Here is an 18,050-nt window from a genome sequence, read left to right as displayed (position 1 = left end):
CCGCGCCCCGCTGGATGGCGCACACAAGGAGGTGGCGTTGTCAGAGCACGGATGGGGCCCGAACGGCCCGAACGGGCGGGGGCGGGCGGCAGCGGAGGAGCCGGGCGACACCGTGTGGCGACTGAGGTCCCGGGGGTGCTGGCAGGAGGCGGCCGAACTGCTGCGCCCGGCCGCCGAACAGGACCCGACAGCGGCCCTGGCACGGGCCGAACTCCTCATCGAGCAGTGCCTGTTCACCGCCGCACAGTGGACCCAGGCGGAACAGGCCCTGCGCCTCGCGGAGGCCGTGGTGGCCAGCACCGAGCAGCGCGCGGCCGCAGCCTGCGCCCGCGGCTTCCTGGCGTACGTGGCCAGCGTGCTCGGCCCCCGGGACCGACTGGACGAGGCGCAGGCCGCGCTCGGACGCACCTCGGCACTGCTGCCGCCGGACGCGCCGGGCCGCCCGCTGCTGGACTTCCGGCGCGGACTGGTCGCCGAGAACCTGCTGCGCGACCGCGGCGCCGCCTGGATCGCCTACCGCCGGGCGCACGACGGCGCGGGCGAACGCGGGGACGAACTGCTGCGCTCGTACACCTGGCGCCACCTGGCGGCGCTGGCCCTGGCCCGCGGGGACCGCGACCACGCCCGCGAGGGCTTCGACGCCTCGCTGCGGCTGCGCGAGCAACTCGGCTTCACGGTGGGGGTGGCGCCGGCGCTCGCGGCGCTCGCCGAGGTGTCCGAACCGGCCGAGGCCGCCCGGTTGCGCGCCGAGGCGGCCCGGCTCGTCCACGCCCTGGGCGGCGTGCCGGTCTGGCTCGCGCGCCAGTTGGGCACCACCCGCACGCCGGGGCCTCTCCCGGACGGGGCCCGCGCGCCGGGGCCTCTCCCGGACGGGGCCCGCACGCCGGGGCTCCCCCCGGGCGGGGCCCACACGCCGGGGCCTCCCCCGGACGGGCGCATCACCCGCGAGACCTGGGGGACAATCAGCTAAGGTGAGCCTAACCTGGCCGGGGTGAGCAGTACCCCGGCCGGGTTCGCCTTGCCGTTCCCCGGGCACCGCCATGCCCCGGTCCGGCCGGGCCCGGGCGGGCCACCACCCCGACCGGGCACCGCCGGGCGGTCCATGGGCGGTCCCCGGTCGACCCGATGGGGCCCGCCCATGACCGCGAGCAGCACCCGGCCCGGCCCCACGCCGTGCGCCCCCCGCACCACCGAGGCGCACGCCCTCACCCCCGCGCCGGCCGCCACCGCCCCCGGCGCGACCTCGTACCACCGGCTCACCGCGCTCGCCCCCGTCCTACGGGTGCGCTGCGCCCCGCCCCGCCGCGGCGACGGCTGGATCCCCGCCGCCGACCTGACCACCCGGCCCGAGGCGGTCCGCGAGCTGATCGCCCACGACGCCCGGCAGGGCCTCGCCCGCTACGGGCGGCCACTGCGCCCGGACGTGGCGGCCGGCTTCGGCCTGCACCGCGTCGTGTGGCCGCTCTCGCTGCTGTTCACGCTGCCGTGGTTCCTGGAGCGCCGGGTCCCGCTGCTCGACCCGGAGGACGTCTCGGTGCGCCGCGGCACCGACCGGGTGGAGCTGACGGTCCACCCGGAGGCGTTCGCCTGCCTGCCGGACGACCCGGCGGCCGGCGTGCCGCAGGCCCGTACGGTGCCGGACGGGAACGCGTTGGCCGCCGAACTGCGGTGCGCGCTGGGCGGGTTCCTGGAGCCGGTGCTGGCCGCCTTCCGGCCCGAGGTGCGGCGCGGGCCGCGGGTGCTGTGGGCGATGGCCACGGACGCGGCGGTGGAGGGGCTCTGGTACGCCGGCGGGCTGCTCGGGGAGCAGGAGCGGGCGCGCGCCGAGCTGTCCGCGCTGCTGGAGCCCCCGCAGGCGGGCGGCGCGGCGGCGGCACCGGCGTGCGCGCCCGGCGTGACCGGCGGCCCCGCTCCGGCCCCGTCCCCCTTCACCCCCGGTGCCGGTTTCGCCGCGCCGGCGGCCGGGTGCGGGGATGCTTCGGGCACCGACCGGGCCCGGGCCAGCTGCTGCCTCGTGTATACCGCCCAACCGGAGGACATCTGCGGCGGCTGCCCCCGCGTCATGCGGGGTTGACGAAAACACGTGCGAAGCCGGATCCGGAAAGCCCGGAATTCCGGGAATAGCCCGCTTCGAATGCATAAGAAAATGCGATTGTCGCGGGGTCAGAAATCCCTCTACTCAGCGCATTGGCACCGAATCGGCCATTCCCCCGCCGAGCATCCGCCATGATGGTCCCCGCCATCACGACGCAGGAACGCGACGCAGGAAAGCGAGGCTGGTTCCGGCGATGAAATTGTCCGACATACCGCTTGGCTGGGCCGTCACCGGAGGTGCGGGGCTGCTGGTCAGCGCGCTCCTGGTGGCCCTGGTCCGGAGCCGGGGATCCGCCGCCGCCGGAGGGCCGGATTCCTGGGAGCGTTCCGAGGAACGGCGCCGCCGCAAGGAATCCCTGTACGGCGGCGCCTCGTACACGCTGCTGTTCTGCTGCGCCGGTGTCGCCGCCGCGCTCTCCTTCCACGGACTGGTCGGCTTCGGGGTGCAGAACCTCGGGCTGTCCGGCGGCTGGGAGTACCTCGTGCCGTTCGGCCTGGACGGCGCCGCGATGTTCTGCTCGGTGCTCGCCGTGCGCGAGGCCAGCCACGGCGACGCCGCGCTCGGCTCCCGGCTGCTGGTCTGGCTGTTCGCCGGCGCCTCGGCCTGGTTCAACTGGGTGCACGCCCCGCGCGGCTTCGGCCACGCCGGCGCCCCGCAGTTCTTCTCCGGCATGTCCCTCTCGGCGGCCATCCTGTTCGACCGGGCGCTCAAGCAGACCCGCCGGGCCGCGCTGCGCGAGCAGGGGCTCGTCCCCCGCCCGCTGCCGCAGATCCGCATCGTGCGCTGGCTGCGCGCCCCGCGCGAGACCTACGCGGCCTGGTCGCTGATGCTCCTGGAAGGCGTCCGCAGCCTCGACGAGGCGGTGGACGAGGTCCGCGAGGACAAGCGGGAGAGGGCCGTGGAGCGGGAGCGCCGCAGGCTCGCCGGCCGCCGCGAGCGGGCGGAGATCCGGGCGATCAGCCGCAGCAACAGCGCCTGGCGCGGACGCGGCGGCGCCACACGGCAGTTGGAGTCCGGCTCGGAACCCGCCATAGCCGGCGGGCCCACGGCGGAGCGGCCCGCCGGGCCGCGCGAGGTCGAGGCCGCCGAGGGCGCGGTGGTGCCCGCCGAGGGCACGGTGACCCAGCCGGGCCTGCCCGCCCGCCCGGAGCGGCGCACCATCGACCTGACCGTCGACGAGGACACCGTGACGCTGCCGCGGCTGGACTCGCTGGAGCGCAAACTGAAGGACCTGGAGCAGCAGTTCGGGTAACCGGATCTAGGTTGCGGGCGTGCCGCTGAGCTCGAACCACATCCGCTTGCCGGAGCCGCGCGGCTCCACGCCCCAGGCGTCCGCCAGCGCCTCGACGAGCATCAGCCCGCGCCCGGAGGAGGCCTGCTCCCCCGGGGTCCGGCGGGTCGGCCACAGGTCCGACTCGTCCTCCACCTCGACCCGCAGCCGGGCCCGGCCGCCGTCCGAGGCCGGCTCCCGGTAGAGCCGGGCGGTGAACATGGCGTCCCGGTCGGTGTGCCGGATGGCGTTGGTGACCAGTTCGGAGGAGAGCAGTTCGGCGGTGTCGATGAACTCGGCGACGCCCCAGCGGCGCAGCGCGTCGCGCAGCTCCGCCCGGACCTCGGAGATCCGCGCCAGGTCGGCCTGGCCGATCCGGCGGCGCAGCTGCTGGGCGGCCAGGCCGCCGGCCGGACCGTCCCAGCGCAGGAGCAGCAGCGCTATGTCGTCCTCGCGCTCGCTGGAGTCGGCGGCCTGGGAGGCGATCCGGTCGGCCAGGTCCTCCAGCGGGTCGCGGGCCGCCTCCTCGGCGCGCGGCAGCGGGCGAGCGAGCGCCCGGGTGAGCCGGGCGATGCCCTCGTCCAGGTCCATGCCGCGCGCCTCGACCAGGCCGTCGGTACAGAGCAGCACCGTCTCGCCCGGGTCCAGGCTGAACCGGGTGACCCGGTACTCCTGGTCCGGGTCGATGCCCAGCGGCAGCCCGCCGGCCACCGGCACCACGGCGGCGGTGCCGTCCGCCCGGCGCACCACCGGGTCGAGGTGGCCGGCCCGGACGGCGTAGACCACGCCGTAGTCCACGTTGACCTCGGCGTAGGCGCAGGTCGCGAAGTGGTCGGTGTCCAGGTCGGCGAGGAAGCGGGAGGCGCGGGCCATCACCGCGGCCGGCGGGTGCCCCTCGGCCGCGTAGGCGCGCAGCGCGATCCGCAGCTGGCCCATGATCCCGGCGGCGTGCACGTCGTGGCCCTGGACGTCCCCGATCACCAGGCCGACGTGCCCGCCCGGCAGCGGCACCACGTCGTACCAGTCGCCGCCGATCTGCAGGCCGGAGCCGGCCGCCAGGTAGCGCACGGCGGTCGTCACCCCCGGCACCGACGGCACGGTGCGCGGCAGCATCACCCGCTGGAGGCCGGCCGCCAGCTCGTGCTCGGCGTCGTGCAGCCGGGCCCGGGCCAGGGACTGGGCGACCAGCCCGCCCAGGGTCGACAGCAGGGTGCGCTCGTCGGCGTCCAGCTCGCGCTCGTCGTCGAAACTGACCACGCAGACGCCGATCGCCCGCCCGCTGGCCACCAGCGGCAGGAACGCCCAGGAGCCGCGCCCGGTACGGCTGGTCGGCTCCCAGACGTCGGGGTAGGACGCGCGGAACTCCTCGCGGGTCGGGATGAACACCGGCGCCCGGTGGCGCACCGCCTCGGCGGCCGGGTGCCCGGCCGGCAGCACCGTGCGGTCCCAGACCGCCAGCGCCTCGGTCCGGTAGCCGGAGGCGCCGAGCACCTGCGCCCGGCCGGCCTCGAAGGAGGCCAGCACCAGGCCGTCCGGCGGCAGGCCGGGCAACGGCAGCCCGGTGAACACCCGGGCCACGTCACGGACGGTGACGGCTTCGGAGAGGGCGCGGGCCGCCTCCTTGATGAACCGGGAGCGCTCCTCGCGCAGCAGGGCCATCCGGTCGGCGCGGTCGCGCTTGTGCAGTTCGACGGTGGCGTCCCAGACGAAGCCCACCATCCGCGAGGCCCGGCCGAAGGCGTCCGCGAGCACCCGGCCGCGGAAGCGCACCGCGCGCATGGTGCCGTTGGGCCCGACGGTGCGGTAGTAGGCGCCGCACTGGCCCAGTTCGGCCACCGCGCGCTCGACCCGGCGGCGCACCACCGGCGCGTCCTCGGGGTGCAGCAGCGCCAGGAAGGAACCGGCGGTGCGGTCGAAGCGGCCCTGGTCCATGCTGTCCAGGCCGATGATCGCGCAGGCCCGGTGGTCGCCCTCCAGGACGTCGCGGCGGATGTCCCAGTCGAAGGAGCCGATGCCGTTGGCGGCCATCGCGGGCTCCAGCCAGTCCGGCATGGTGTCCGCGGAGGCGGGCGGCAGGCTGCCGGGGAGCACCGTCGCCAGCCGTCCGGCGGCGAGCGCGGGCGCCGGGCGCGGCACGGGCCGGCGCACCGCCTGCGCGGGCGGCTTCGCCCGGCCCGGCCCGGTCGTGGCGGGGCCGGCGGGGGGCTGGTCGACCGTCACGGGACCGGGACCGGAGGGGTTCGGACCGGTGGTGCGGGCGGAGGCTGCCTGCTGCGGTTCGGCGGTGGGCACACCGGGTGGAAGCGCCGGCCCCGGCGACTCGGGCTCAGTGGGCATGCTGCTCCTGCCGCTGCCGTGGCGGACCGCGCCGACCGTCCGGCCGGGCCGCGTGGCGGTGTGATGGGTGGTGCTGGATCGGACGGTGTCGACGGGCGGGGTCGGTCGAGGTTCGGTCTCCCCGCTGCTTCCCGCACGTGGACACACATTCCCACCATCCTGTCCAATGTTGGGCCGAGCGGCAATGGCAACGGGCCGGAAATCTTCCGTTCCGCCTTCTGTTCTGGGCATGCTTCGAAGGCGAATGAATCGACGGCGAACGGTGCGGCGGGCCGCGCGCCCCCGCCCGCCCCGCGCCCCCGCATGCCCCGAGCGCCCCGTTCCCGCGCCCCGTGCCCGTACCCGAGCCCCGAGCCCGCACCCCGGGAGCGGCCGGGCTCAGGGCAGGGCGAGCTCGAACCAGGTGACCTTGCCGTCGCCCCGCAGCTGCACGCCCCACGCGTCCGCGAGCGACTCCACCAGCAGCAGGCCGCGCCCCGAGGTCGCGTACTCGGCGTCCGGATCGCGGCGCCGGCCGGGCAGCCGGGTCGTGCCGTCCTGCACCTCGATCCGCAGCCGGTGGTCCGACCCGAGCACCGCGTCGAACACCGCGCCCTTGCCGGTGTGCAGCAGCGCGTTGGTCACCAGCTCGGAGGAGAGCAGTTCGGCGGTGTCCGACAGCTCCGGCACCCCCCAGTGGCTGAGCGCCGTCCGCAGCCGCCGGCGGACCGAGCCGACCGCGACCAGGTCGGCCGGGTCGAGCGTCAGGTGCAGCCGGCGGTGCAGGGCGCAGCCGGGGGCCGAGGTGCCCGGCAGGGTCGTCCCGGTGCCGCCGGCTGCGCCCGGGGCGGGCCCGGACCGGTAGGCGTCACCCGAACTCGTCCGCTGCCGCGGGAATCGCGACTGACCGTCCATCAACACATGCCCCCGCCCTCGAATCCGGGCCCCCGCCTCCGGATCCCCCGCCGGCCGGGTGGCCCCTACGTTCTGACCACTCATCCTCATGCCCAGTTGACGGCGTTTGCAACAGTGTGCGTCCGATCACGTGGGGTGAAAGGGGCACGGGGAGGTTCACGTGATCCAACTGCCCGCGCCGGACAGGTTTGCGAAGCGCAGAGCCTGTTTTCGAGCCCGCCCCCGCCCGATCCCGCGCACACCCGGCGCCCGGGCGCCGGCCCGCGCCGCCCTCCCGCTCCCCGTCGCACCCCCGCCGTGCGCCGGGCCCCGGCCGACCCCGTCCCGCTCCGCGCGCCCGGCGCACCCCGGTGGCGCGCTTTCCCAGCGGGCCTTCCCCGCGGGCCTTCCCCGCGGGCCTTCACCCCCGCCGCGGGCCCGGCGAGCCGAACCCCTGCGGACCGGCAACGCTGGACACGGCGGCCCGGTCCGGGTTCAATGGCCCGAGATGTTTGAACGACGTTCTAACATCGCCCCCGAAAGCCGACCCCCCTCCCCCGGCGACCGCGAGCGAGGAACCGTGCGACTGACCCCCACCGAGCGGGACCGGCTGCTGATCTTCACAGCAGCCGAACTGGCCCGCGCCCGCCGCGCCCGGGGCGTACGCCTCAACATCCCCGAGGCCACCGCCCTGATCGCGGACACCGTCTGCGAGGCCGCCCGCGACGGCCGACGCCTGGCCGAGGCCATCGAGGCCGGCCGCAGCGTGCTCACCGCCGACGACGTGCTGCCCGGCGTGCCGGACGTCGTCACCGTCATCCAGGTCGAGGCCGTCTTCGACGACGGCACCCGCCTGGCCGTCGTCAACGACCCGTTCCGGGGCGCCGGCTCGCTCGGCGACGAAGCCCCCGGCGGCGCGCTGATCGGCGACGGCACCGGCTACGACCCGGTCGAGGAGACGGTGCTGCTGCCCGTCCACAACACCTCCCAGGTGCCGATCTCGGTCACCTCGCACTTCCACTTCTTCGAGGCCAACCCGCGCCTCGCCTTCGACCGCGCCGCCGCCTACGGCACCCACCTGGCCGTCCCGGCCGGCTCCTCGGTGCGCTTCGACCCGGGCGCCACCGTCGAGGTCGGCCTGGTGCCGATCGGCGGCCAGCGCGTCGCGATCGGCTTCGCCGGCCTGGTCGACGGCCCGCTGGACGCGCCCGGCGCGAAGGAGGCCGCCCTGGCCAAGGCCCGCGCGACCGGCTACCTGACCACCTTCGACGACACGGAGGTGCCGTCATGACGTCCATCACCCCCCACGACTACATCTCGGTGCACGGCCCCCGGGCCGGCGACCGGATCCGGCTCGGCGACTCCGGCCTGATCGTCCGCGTCGAGTCCGACTCGCAGGCCCCCGGCGAGGAGTTCCTGGCCGGCTTCGGCAAGACCGCCCGCGACGGACTGCACCTCAAGGCCGCCGCCGTCCGCGACACCTGCGACGTGGTGATCAGCAACGTCCTGGTGATCGATGCCATCCAGGGCATCCGCAAGACCTCGATCGGCCTGATCGACGGCCGGATCGCCTCGATCGGCCGCGCCGGCAACCCCGACACCCTCGACGGCGTGGACGTCGTCGTCGGCACCGGCACCACCATCGTCTCCGGCGAGGGCATGATCGCCACCGCCGGCTCCATCGACACCCACGTCCACCTGCTCTCGCCGCGGATCATGGAGGCCTCGCTGGCCTCCGGCGTCACCACGATCATCGGCCAGGAGTTCGGCCCGGTCTGGGGCGTCGGCGTCAACTCCCCCTGGGCCCTGCGCCACGCCTTCAACGCCTTCGACGCCTGGCCCGTCAACATCGGCTTCCTGGGCCGCGGTTCGTCCTCCGACGCGGCCCCGCTCGTCGAGGCCCTGGCCGAGGGCGGCGCCTCAGGCTTCAAGGTCCACGAGGACATGGGCGCCCACACCCGCGCCCTGGACACCGCGCTGCGCGTCGCCGAGGAGTACGACGTCCAGGTCGCCCTGCACACCGACGGCCTGAACGAGTGCCTGTCGGTGGAGGACACCCTGAAGGTGCTGGAAGGGCGGACGATCCACGCCTTCCACATCGAGGGCTGCGGCGGCGGACACGTCCCCAACGTGCTGAAGATGGCGGGCGTGCCCAACGTCATCGGCTCCTCCACCAACCCCACCCTGCCCTTCGGCCGCGACGCGCTCGGCGAGCACTTCGGCATGATCGTCTCCGCCCACGACCTCAAGACCGACCTGCCCGGCGACGCCGCCATGGCCCGCGACCGCATCCGCGCCGGCACCATGGGCGCCGAGGACGTCCTGCACGACCTCGGCGTCATCGGCATCACCTCCTCCGACGCCCAGGGCATGGGCCGCGCCGGCGAGACCGTCCGCCGCACCTTCGCCATGGCCGGCAAGATGAAGGCCGAACTCGGCCCCCTCGACGGCGGCTACGGCACCACCGAGAGCGGCGACGACAACGAACGCGTGCTGCGCTACATCGCCAAGCTCACCATCAACCCCGCCATCGCCCACGGCCTCTCCCACGAGGTCGGCTCCATCGAGGTCGGCAAGCTCGCCGACATCGTCCTGTGGCGCCCCGACCACTTCGGCGCCAAGCCCCAACTGGTGTTGAAGGCCGGCTTCCCCGCCTACGGCGTGGTCGGCGACCCCAACGCCTCCACCGACACCTGCGAACCCCTCGTCCTCGGAGCGCAGTTCGGCGCCCACGGCGCCACCGCCGCCGACATCTCCGTCGCCTTCGTCGCCCAGGCCGCCGCCGACGGCGCCTACCTCGACCGCCCCGCCGACGGGCTGCCCACCCGCCGCCGCCGCGTCGGCGTCCGCAACACCCGCGGCATCGGCCCCCGCGACATGGTCCGCAACGCCCGGGTCGGCCGCGTCGACGTCACCCAGACCGGCCTGGTCTCGCTGGACGGCGAACCGCTGCGCTCCGAACCCGCGGACAGCGTCTCGCTCAGCCGCCTCTACTTCCTCTGACACTTCCGCTGCCGCTGCCACTTCCGCTTCCGCTGCCACTTCCGCCGAACGCCTCCCCCTAGGACTCCCGGATGACCACCCCCACGCCCGCCTCCCTCGGCTACCGGATGCCCGCCGAGTGGCACCCGCACGACCGCACCTGGATGGCCTTCCCCACCGCCAACCCCACCTTCGACACCCCCGAGAACCTGCACGCGGGCCGCGAGGCCTGGGCCGCCGTCGCCAACACCATCGTCCGGTACGAGCCGGTCACCCTGGTCGTCAACACCGGCGAGACCGCGGACGCCCGCAGGTACGTCTCCGAGCAGGTCGAGATCGTCGAGCGCCCGCTCGACGACGCCTGGATGCGCGACATCGGCCCGTCCTTCCTGATCGACGGCAAGGGCTCGCTGGCCGCCACCGACTGGATCTTCAACGGCTGGGGCGCCCAGTCCTGGGCCCGCTGGGACGACGACCAGCACATCGCCGAGCACATCAGCGAACTGACGGGCGTCCAGCGCTTCGCCTCCCGGCTGATCAACGAGGGCGGCGGCATCCACGTCGACGGCGAGGGCACCGTCCTGGTCACCGAGACCGTCCAGCTCGGCGAGGGCCGCAACGCGGACTGGACCAAGGAGGAGGTCGAGGCCGAACTGCACGCCTTCCTCGGCACCACCAAGGCGATCTGGCTGCCGCGCGGACTCACCCGCGACTACGACGAGTTCGGCACCCGCGGACACATCGACATCGTCGCCTCCTTCGTGCGCCCCGGCGTCGTCGTCGCCCACGTCCAGCCGGACCCCGCCCACCCGGACCACGCCGTCTGCCAGGAGCTCGTCGCCATCCTGCGCGCCGCCACCGACGCCCGGGGCCGGGCGCTGGAGGTCATCGAACTGGCCGCCCCCACCGTCCTGCTGGACGAGGACGGCGAACCGGTCGACTACTCCTACATCAACCACTACGTGGCCAACGACGCCGTGATCCTGTGCGCCTTCGACGACCCGCGCGACCAGGAGGCCGCCGCCGTCCTCGGCCGCGCCTACCCGGGCCGCACCGTCGAACTCGTCGACGCCCGCGAGATCTTCGCCAACGGCGGCGGCATCCACTGCATCACCCAGCAGCAGCCGAAGCCCGCCTGACCCCAAGCCACTTGAGGCACCTGGGCCACCTTGGGCACCACCCGGCTGCCGGGGCGGGGGCACCTCCCCCGCCCCGGCAGCCTTCCGACCTCCGCACCACCGAGGGAGCGCACCGCACATGGCCGACCCCCGCCCGCGCCGGCCGGCGCGCCCCCGCGAGGAGGTCTTCGCCACCGCCCGGGCCGCGATCGCCGAACACGGGCTCGCCAAACTCACCATGGCCGGGCTCGGCAAACAGCTCCAGATGAGCGCCGGACACCTGCTCTACTACTTCGGCAGCAAGGACCAGCTGCTGCTGGAAACCCTCCGCTGGAGCGAGGACCAGCTCGGCGCCCGGCGCCGTGACGCCCTCGCCGACCGCTCGCGCGACCCCTGGCAGCGGCTCGACGCCTACCTGCGCCTCTACCTGCCCGACGGGGCGGGCGATCCGCGCTGGATCCTGTGGGTCGAGGTGTGGGGGCGCTCCCCCGCCAGCGCCGAGATCCGCCAGGGGCAGCAGGAGATCGAGGCGCCCTGGCAGGCCGACCTGGTCGCCCTCATCGAGGAGGGCACCGCCACCGGCCACTTCACCCCCGGGCCCGCCGCCGACCGGGCCACCCAGATCCGCGCCCTCCTCGACGGCCTGGCCGTCCCCATCGCCATCGGCCTCCCCGCCGCCCACCGCCCCGCCGCCCTCACCCAGGCCACCGCCGTCACCGCGATCCTCCTGCGCACCTGACCCCCGGGGGCTGAGGCGGGGTGGACAGACCGACCGGTCCACGGACTTCTCCGCCAAAGGGCCCGGGCCGGGCGGCCCGTCAGGCTACGACTTGTTCAGGTACGTGAGGACGGCGCGGACGCGACGGTTGGTGTCGTCGTCGTCGGTGATGCCGAGCTTGCCGAACATCGCGGTGGTGTACTTGCCGATGGCGCTCTCGCTCAGGAAGAGCCGGCGGCCGACGGCCTGGTTGGAGAGCCCCTCGGCCATCAGCCCCAGCACGGCGTACTCGCGTTCGGTGAGCCGTTCGAGCCCCCGGTTCGGTGGCGTGTTGGACAGCAGTCTCGCGATGACGGCCGGGTCCATGGCCGTCCCTCCGTCCGCGACGCGCTCCAGGGCACCGATGAACTGGTCGGCGTCGAACACGCTCTCCTTGAGGAGGTAGCCGACGCCGCCGGAGCCGTCCGCCAGGAGCTCCCGGGCGTACAGCTGCTCGACGTGCTGGGAGAGGATGAGGACCGGCAGCCCGGGCATCTCGCCGCGGGCGGCGAGGGCCGCCCGCAGCCCCTCGTCCGACTGGGTCGGCGGCATGCGGACGTCGATGACGGACACGTCCGGGCGCCACCTGCGCAACGCGTCGAGCGTCTCGGGCCCGGTGGCGGCCGTGGCCACCACCTGGTGCCCGCAGGCCTCGATCAGGCGGACCATCCCGTCGCGCAGGAGGTAGAGGTCTTCGGCTACAACGATTCGCATGGCACCGTCATCCTGACACGGGTCGGCCCGCCCGACGGACTGGTGACCTCCAGGGTTCCGTCGAAGGCCGCGAGCCGGCGGCGCAGGCCCGCCAGCCCGCCGCCGGCCCGGACGTCGGCCCCGCCCCGGCCGTCGTCCTCGACCTCGGCGACGACCGCGGCGGCGACACCGGTGCCGTCCCGCGTGAGGGAGATCCGCACCCCGGACGCCCCGGCGTGCCGGACGGCGTTGGTCAGCAGCTCGGCGACGCCGAAGTAGACGGCGGACTCGATCGGCGGGTCCAGGCGCAACGGGGCGTCGGCGCTGACGGCCACCTCCAGCGGGACGTCCAGGGCGAGCGCGCGGACGGCGTCGACGAGCCCCCGCTCGCTCAGCACCGGCGGGCTGATCCCCCGGATCAGGTCGCGGAGTTCGGCCAGCGAGGCGGTGGCACCGGCCTGCGCGTCCCGCATCAGCGCCCTGGCCTGGTCGGGGTCACGCTCCATCAGCTTCCCGGCGGTCGCCAGGGAGAGCCCGAGCGCGACCAGGCGGGCCTGCGCCCCGTCGTGCAGATCCCGTTCGATCCGGCGGATCTCGGCGGCCTGCGCGACCGTCACCTCCGCCCGCTGGGCAGTCAGTTCCCCGACCCGCTCCGCCAGCGCCATCGCCGGCGACGGGCGCAGGAAGCGGACCGCCACCGGCACGACGGGCCGCCAGGCGTACGGGGCGGAGGCCACGGCCACGACCGCGCCGAGCGCCCCGGCCAGGCCCGCAGCGGATTCCGGCCCGCCGAACCCGAGGACCGCGCAGGCCGCCACGACCACCCCGGCCGGCGGGAGGCACGCGAGCAGACCGGCGGTGAACGGCGCGATCCCCGCGAACCGCAGGTCGCGCCAGTTCGCCGGGTCCCGCCAGCGGACCCGCCAGCGCTGGTCCATCAGCGCGTCCCGGCGGGTGCGCTCGTAGGAGAAGCCGTTCCACCAGAACCCGGTGGACATCCGCGCCACCGGCCCGGCCTGCCGGTATCCGGCGGGGATCACCGTGGCGGTCCACCGCGCGACGAGGAAGCGGACGATCCGGCAGACGGGGCGGGGCAGGGCGAGCGTGCCCACGCCCACCAGCACGAACGGCGCCGTCCACGACCACGGGTTGCCCGCCCCCCACCAGACCCCCAGCGCCACCGCCGCGGCCCACACGGCCGGCAGCAGCAGGCAGACGGCCGCCACGACGCACGCCCGCACGAACCCCACCCCGGCGCGCGCCACCCACGAACCCAGCCGTCCCACGTCTCTCCCCTTCCGTACGGTGCTCCCACTGTGCACCGCGCCGAGCCCGCCACCGCCCCGATCGGCCGAGGAGTGGGTCTGGCCCCACCCACGTGTGGGCCCAGACCGATACCGCCCCGGCCGGGCGGTTCATAGCGTCGGTGGACATGGACACCAACACGCACCACACGGACACGCACCGCACGAAGATGCACCGCACGAACGCCCACCGCACGGACACGCCCGGCAGCGACACGCCCGGCACGCCCGAGGCGGCGCTGCTCCACGACCCCCGTACCCGGCGGGCCTTCGGCACGGTGACGGCCTGCGTCAAGGTCTACGGCGCGCTCGGCGCCGTCGCGTTCCTGGCGGTCGTCGCGGTGGCGGGCAGCGGCCACCCGGTGAACACGTTCATGTGGGTCCGGGCGGTGCTGCTACCAGTGGTCGCCGTGCTGCTCCACCGGCTGGCGGTCGCCACCTCCCGAGGGTCCCGCCGGGCCTTCGAACGGCTGGGCGCCCTCACCGTCACCATGCCGATCGCCATCATCGGCGTCGACCTGATCCCGGGCGTCTGCCCGCCCTGGTACGCCGCCGTTCAGGTCGTCTGCATGCTGCCCGTCCTCCGGGCCGCGGTCACCGTCCGCGGCTCCGCGCTGCGCGCCGCCTTTCCCAAGGCGCGCTGACCGGGCGTCGGGCGCCTGGTGCGCGGTCGGCGTCGGTCGGCCATTCGGTCGTCAGTCGGTCGTCAGTCGGTCCAGACGGCGGCGGCCGTACGGTCGTCGGCGTAGCCCTTGGCACGGACCTGGACCTGGCGGAGGAAGTCGACGGTGCCGGGCGGATGCGGGTGGGCCCAGTGGGTGGACAGGAAGTGGGCGACGGCAGGCTCGTCGGCGATCGGGCGGGCCAGGCCGGGGGTGCAGAGCAGCAGCACGTCGCCCGGGGTGGCGGGGACCAGCCGGAAGCGGAACGGCCTCGGCTCCTCCGACGGCTGCTGGCCGTCCGGGTGGTGCAGCAGGCGGGCCGCGTAGGCGTCGATCCAGTGGCCGGAGCGCAGCAGGTAGAGCCCGCCCGGGCCGACCCCGAAGGCCGCCCGGTGGCCGGCCGCCGGGTCGAGCGACAGCAGCAGGCAGTGCAGCGAGGCCGGGGACGGTGTGCCGTCCCCCTCGTTTCCGGGCACGAGCGCGCGCAGCGGGGCGACGGCGCCGGTGGCAAGCCGCTGGAGGCCGTAGCGCAGCCGGTCCCGGGCGCCGTCGCGCAGGTCCGCGGCCAGGCCCTCACGGCTGCGGCCGACCGCGGCGGCCAGATGGCGGCAGGCCTCACGGGTGCTGGTGGCGACGGCCTCCGGGGGAAGCGCCTCGTCCGCGGCGGTGCCGGTCCGGTCGATGCCGGCGAGCACAGCGAGCAGCAGCCCGTCCGGACCGTCCCCGAACCTGGTGACCAGCAGCGCGTCGCGCCGCGACTCGCCCCGGAAGCGGGCGGAGTCGCCGCGGACGGAGACGGCGCGCAGGACGGACGGCCCGTACTGGGCGCCCTCCAGGACGGTGTCCGGCACGAGCGCCCCGAGGACGCCCGGGTCCGCCTCCGGGACGGCGGTCGGCTCCGGGCCGTAGGTCGGCGGGCGCTCGCCGATGTGCGGCACGGTGGGGGCGCCGTCGGCGAGCGGCGAGCGGACGGCCGGGCGCGGGTCGGGGACGGCGGTGGTGGCGAGGGTGTCGGGTTCTGGGGCGGGTTCCGGGGCGGGGGCGGGTTCCTCGGTGGCGGCGGCCTCGGGTTCGGCTTCGGGCTCGGGTTCCTCGGCGGCGGCCTCGGGTTCGGCCTCGGGTTCCGGCTCGGGTTGCGGCGCGGGCTCGGGGGTGGGCTTGTCCAGGGAGACCGGTGTGGGGGCGGTGTCGGCTTCGGTTTCCTGGACGTCAGGGGCGATGACCCGCTCCTCGTCCGTCCGCTGGGGTCCGATGACGCCGATCGCGGTGTCGAACCAGTCGTCGATGCTGTCCCGTTCCAGCACCGCTGCCGATTCCGACTCCGGCTCCGCGTCCAGGACGGGCTCCGGTTCGGCCGTGCGCTGCTGGCCGATGAGGCCGACCGCCGTATCGAACCAGTCGTCGACGCTGCCGTCGCCGGGGTCCGCGTGCGGGGTGTCGGGGAGGGTGCCCGCCGGGCCGTCGTAGACCGTTTCCCACCAGCCGTCGTCCGGCCGGTGCGGCTGTGCGGGGGCACCCTGCTTGCTCATCTGGCGGCTCCTGGTCGGTCCGTGGTCGCGCCGCCCCCGGCGGGGCCGGACTCGACGTCATTGTCTCCAAGTGCAACGACGCTGTCCGGGTTTCGGCGACAACCGGTCAGCGCCGGGGCGTTCCCGGCCACCGCGTCGACCTCGGGTTTCACCGGGGAGTCCGGTGCCGCGTCCGCCCCTGCGTCCACCCCCGGGTTCACCCCTGCGTTCGGTCCCGTTCCGTCCCTGCTTGCCGGATGTGCCCGGAGCAGGGCGTTTCCGGGGTGTTCGGGTCCGGGAGCGGCCGAAAATGGGGGTGGAGGAGGGGCATCGCTTCACTCGTTCGGCTGATTAAATGTGCGCATGACCGCGTCGGCCCCCAGCTCACCTCGACCGGGGAGGGCCGCTCCGGCGGGCCGCCCGGTGGGTGTGCTGTGGGTTCTGCTGCTGGTCGCGCTGCTCACGACGCTGCCGTGCGCCGGTCAGTCGAAGGCGGTCGGCGCGCACGCCGCTCCGACGCCGACCACCGTCACCGCCGCCGTCACCGTCACCGTCACCGTCACGACGGTCTCCAGTCACGCCCCGCACGCCGGCCCCGCCGCCAAGGCCTCCGACCAGCGCCAGCGCGCCGGCGAGCAGCGGCACTGGACGTGGTGCACCGCCGACGGCGGGCAGCCCCGCCGTGACAACGGCTGCTCCAGCCACCCGTACTGCGCGCAGGACGCCCAGCTGCCGAACCCGCCGCCGCATCCGCAGCCGGCCGCGTCACCACTCGCGCCGGCAGCCGAGGCGCTGCCCAAGGTGGTGCCCGCCGGGCTGCTGGACGGTCCGCATCCGGCACCCGATCTGCACGAGCTGCAAGTACACCGGTCCTGAGCGGAACCCACCGCCCGGCATCCGCCGGCGGATCCGCCCCTCCCCTTCTTTCAGCTGACCGCCGCGCCTCCAGCAGTGCGCGGCGGGGACAAGGACAACCACCATGGGTTCCGCCTCGAAGCAGTCCAGCAAGCAGTCCGGCAAGCCCGGCCCGACCGACCGCCGCGCCCGGATAGCCGAGCTGCGCGCCGGCGAGCAGCGCCGCGACCGCCGCAACAAGATCATCGCCTCGGTCGCGGCCGGTGTGCTGGTGATCGGCGCGATCGCCACCGGCACCTGGATCGTCATGGACGCCAACCAGAGCAAGAAGAAGGAGCAGGCCGCCGCCAACGCGGACATCCCGGGCGTGCAGACCTTCGGCGAGCTGAGCCGCACCCACGTCAAGGACAAGGTCAGCTACCCGATGACCCCGCCGGTCGGCGGCGACCACAACGCGATCTGGCTGGACTGCATGGGCCACGTCTACGACCAGCCGGTCGAGAACGAGCGCGCCGTCCACTCGCTGGAGCACGGCGCGGTCTGGGTGACGTACAACGGCAAGGCGACGCCGGACGACATCAAGACCCTGTCCGACAAGGTCAAGACCACCCCGTACTCGCTGATGAGCCCGTACCCGGACGAGAAGGGCGCCATCACCCTGAACGCCTGGAGCACCCAGCTGATCGTGGACAGCGCGAGCGACCCCCGGGTGAACCAGTTCTTCACCAAGTACGTCCAGGGCAAGCAGACCCAGGAGCCGGGCGCCTCCTGCACCATGGGGCAGATGTGACCGCCGACGCGGCGCTGCCCGAGGACGGCTCCGAGCACGCCGCCGAGGAGTTCGCGGACGAGGCCGGGGCGCCGCGCCCGGCCCGTCGGCGGCTGTGGTGGCCGGCCGCGCTGGCCGCCGCCCTCGCGCTGGCCCTCGGGGTGCCCGCCCTGGTGGCGAGCGGGACGTCGGCGTCCGGGTCGGCCTCGGTGGCCGTCCCGGCGGACGACTCGCCCGAGGCCGGGTTCGCCCGCGACATGGCGACCCACCACCAGCAGGCGGTGGACCTGTCGTTCATCGTCCGGGACCGCACCGGCGACGACCCGACCCGCACCCTCGCCTTCGACATCATCAACACCCAGGCCAACCAGCGCGGGATGATGATGGGCTGGATCGACCAGTGGGGGCTGCCGCAGCACTCGGCGGCCAAGCCGATGGCGTGGATGAGGATGGGCCACGACTACCAGGCCCACGACGGTTCGCTGATGCCCGGCATGGCCACCAACACCCAACTGGCGAAGCTGCGTTCGCTCAGCGGGCGGGACGCCGAGGTGTACTACCTGCAGCTGATGATCCAGCACCACAAGGGCGGCGTCGAAATGGCCCAGGGCTATGTGGACCTGGCGAAGAACGACGCCGAGAAGCGGCTCGCCCAGTCGATGGTGGTCGCGCAGACCTCGGAGGTGCAGCTGATGACCGACATGCTCACGGAGCGCGGCGCCGCCCCCGGCGTGCCCGAGTCCTGACCCACCCCACTGCGCGTGTCCTCGGACGGCCGGGGCGCGGTCGACGGTCCCGTACCGTGCGTACCGTGCCCCGGCCGTCCC

General features: G+C 74.8%; 16 protein-coding genes. 11 read left to right on the top strand and 5 right to left on the bottom strand.

The window, feature by feature from the left end:
* Positions 1–31 precede the first annotated feature (31 nt).
* The 3 genes from AB0R04_RS06595 to AB0R04_RS06585 all read left to right on the top strand — a co-directional run bounded on the left by AB0R04_RS06595 (position 32) and on the right by AB0R04_RS06585 (position 3,347).
* Entirely contained in the window at positions 32–970 is a 939-nt protein-coding gene (locus tag AB0R04_RS06595; protein WP_363368733.1) for a hypothetical protein, read from the top strand.
* A gap of 168 nt (positions 971–1,138) precedes the next feature.
* A complete protein-coding gene (locus AB0R04_RS06590) occupies positions 1,139–2,074 on the top strand; it encodes a (2Fe-2S)-binding protein (protein ID WP_363368731.1) in 936 nt (311 codons plus the stop codon).
* 214 nt (positions 2,075–2,288) lie between these two features.
* Positions 2,289–3,347: a DUF2637 domain-containing protein gene (locus tag AB0R04_RS06585; protein ID WP_363368729.1), complete on the top strand. Its 1,059-nt coding sequence runs from the start codon at positions 2,289–2,291 to the stop codon at positions 3,345–3,347.
* Between the two features lie 6 nt (positions 3,348–3,353).
* Here the strand turns inward: AB0R04_RS06585 and AB0R04_RS06580 are convergent, their stop codons facing one another.
* Both AB0R04_RS06580 and AB0R04_RS06575 read right to left on the bottom strand, forming a co-directional pair.
* A complete protein-coding gene (locus AB0R04_RS06580; protein ID WP_363368727.1) occupies positions 3,354–5,702 on the bottom strand; it encodes a SpoIIE family protein phosphatase in 2,349 nt (782 codons plus the stop codon).
* A gap of 378 nt (positions 5,703–6,080) precedes the next feature.
* Positions 6,081–6,596 (bottom strand): ATP-binding protein, encoded by a 516-nt coding sequence (locus AB0R04_RS06575; RefSeq protein ID WP_107452835.1) that lies wholly within the window; start codon positions 6,594–6,596, stop codon positions 6,081–6,083.
* Positions 6,597–7,155: 559 nt separating this feature from the next.
* On the opposite strand from AB0R04_RS06575, the gene AB0R04_RS06570 reads away from it, so the two are divergent.
* The 4 genes from AB0R04_RS06570 to AB0R04_RS06555 all read left to right on the top strand — a co-directional run bounded on the left by AB0R04_RS06570 (position 7,156) and on the right by AB0R04_RS06555 (position 11,414).
* Entirely contained in the window at positions 7,156–7,866 is a 711-nt protein-coding gene (locus AB0R04_RS06570) for an urease subunit gamma (RefSeq protein ID WP_363368725.1), read from the top strand.
* Positions 7,863–9,578 carry an urease subunit alpha gene (locus AB0R04_RS06565; RefSeq protein ID WP_363368723.1) on the top strand — a complete coding sequence of 572 codons (1,716 nt, stop codon included), beginning with the start codon at positions 7,863–7,865 and terminating at the stop codon, positions 9,576–9,578. The genes AB0R04_RS06570 and AB0R04_RS06565 overlap by 4 nt, the downstream gene beginning before the upstream one ends.
* A gap of 71 nt (positions 9,579–9,649) precedes the next feature.
* Positions 9,650–10,696, top strand: coding sequence for an agmatine deiminase family protein (locus AB0R04_RS06560; protein WP_363368721.1), 1,047 nt, complete (start codon positions 9,650–9,652; stop codon positions 10,694–10,696).
* Positions 10,697–10,814: 118 nt separating this feature from the next.
* Entirely contained in the window at positions 10,815–11,414 is a 600-nt protein-coding gene (locus AB0R04_RS06555; protein ID WP_363368719.1) for a TetR/AcrR family transcriptional regulator, read from the top strand.
* An 84-nt stretch (positions 11,415–11,498) separates the two neighbouring features.
* Here the strand turns inward: AB0R04_RS06555 and AB0R04_RS06550 are convergent, their stop codons facing one another.
* Positions 11,499–12,146: a response regulator transcription factor gene (locus AB0R04_RS06550; protein WP_363368716.1), complete on the bottom strand. Its 648-nt coding sequence runs from the start codon at positions 12,144–12,146 to the stop codon at positions 11,499–11,501.
* Positions 12,131–13,411, bottom strand: a complete 1,281-nt coding sequence (locus tag AB0R04_RS06545; RefSeq protein ID WP_363368714.1) for a histidine kinase — start codon at positions 13,409–13,411, stop codon at positions 12,131–12,133. The genes AB0R04_RS06550 and AB0R04_RS06545 overlap by 16 nt, the downstream gene beginning before the upstream one ends.
* A 146-nt stretch (positions 13,412–13,557) precedes the next feature.
* Here AB0R04_RS06545 and AB0R04_RS06540 point away from each other — a divergent pair, with 146 nt between their 5' ends.
* Positions 13,558–14,073, top strand: a complete 516-nt coding sequence (locus AB0R04_RS06540; RefSeq protein ID WP_363368712.1) for a hypothetical protein — start codon at positions 13,558–13,560, stop codon at positions 14,071–14,073.
* 62 nt (positions 14,074–14,135) lie between these two features.
* On the opposite strand, the gene AB0R04_RS06535 is transcribed toward AB0R04_RS06540, so the two are convergent.
* Positions 14,136–15,620 carry a hypothetical protein gene (locus AB0R04_RS06535; protein WP_363368710.1) on the bottom strand — a complete coding sequence of 495 codons (1,485 nt, stop codon included), beginning with the start codon at positions 15,618–15,620 and terminating at the stop codon, positions 14,136–14,138.
* 342 nt (positions 15,621–15,962) lie between these two features.
* Here AB0R04_RS06535 and AB0R04_RS06530 point away from each other — a divergent pair, with 342 nt between their 5' ends.
* The 3 genes from AB0R04_RS06530 (at position 15,963) to AB0R04_RS06520 (ending at position 17,969) form a co-directional block, all read left to right on the top strand.
* Positions 15,963–16,475 (top strand): hypothetical protein, encoded by a 513-nt coding sequence (locus AB0R04_RS06530; RefSeq protein ID WP_363368708.1) that lies wholly within the window; start codon positions 15,963–15,965, stop codon positions 16,473–16,475.
* Between the two features lie 103 nt (positions 16,476–16,578).
* Positions 16,579–17,244: a DUF3105 domain-containing protein gene (locus AB0R04_RS06525; protein WP_363368706.1), complete on the top strand. Its 666-nt coding sequence runs from the start codon at positions 16,579–16,581 to the stop codon at positions 17,242–17,244.
* A 140-nt stretch (positions 17,245–17,384) separates the two neighbouring features.
* Positions 17,385–17,969: a DUF305 domain-containing protein gene (locus tag AB0R04_RS06520; protein ID WP_244293597.1), complete on the top strand. Its 585-nt coding sequence runs from the start codon at positions 17,385–17,387 to the stop codon at positions 17,967–17,969.
* Positions 17,970–18,050 lie beyond the last annotated feature (81 nt).

This window comes from Kitasatospora sp. NPDC056731 (assembly GCF_040687675.1).
In the GTDB taxonomy this organism is placed as follows: domain Bacteria; phylum Actinomycetota; class Actinomycetes; order Streptomycetales; family Streptomycetaceae; genus Kitasatospora.
This window is presented reverse-complemented; position numbering and strand designations above follow the sequence as displayed.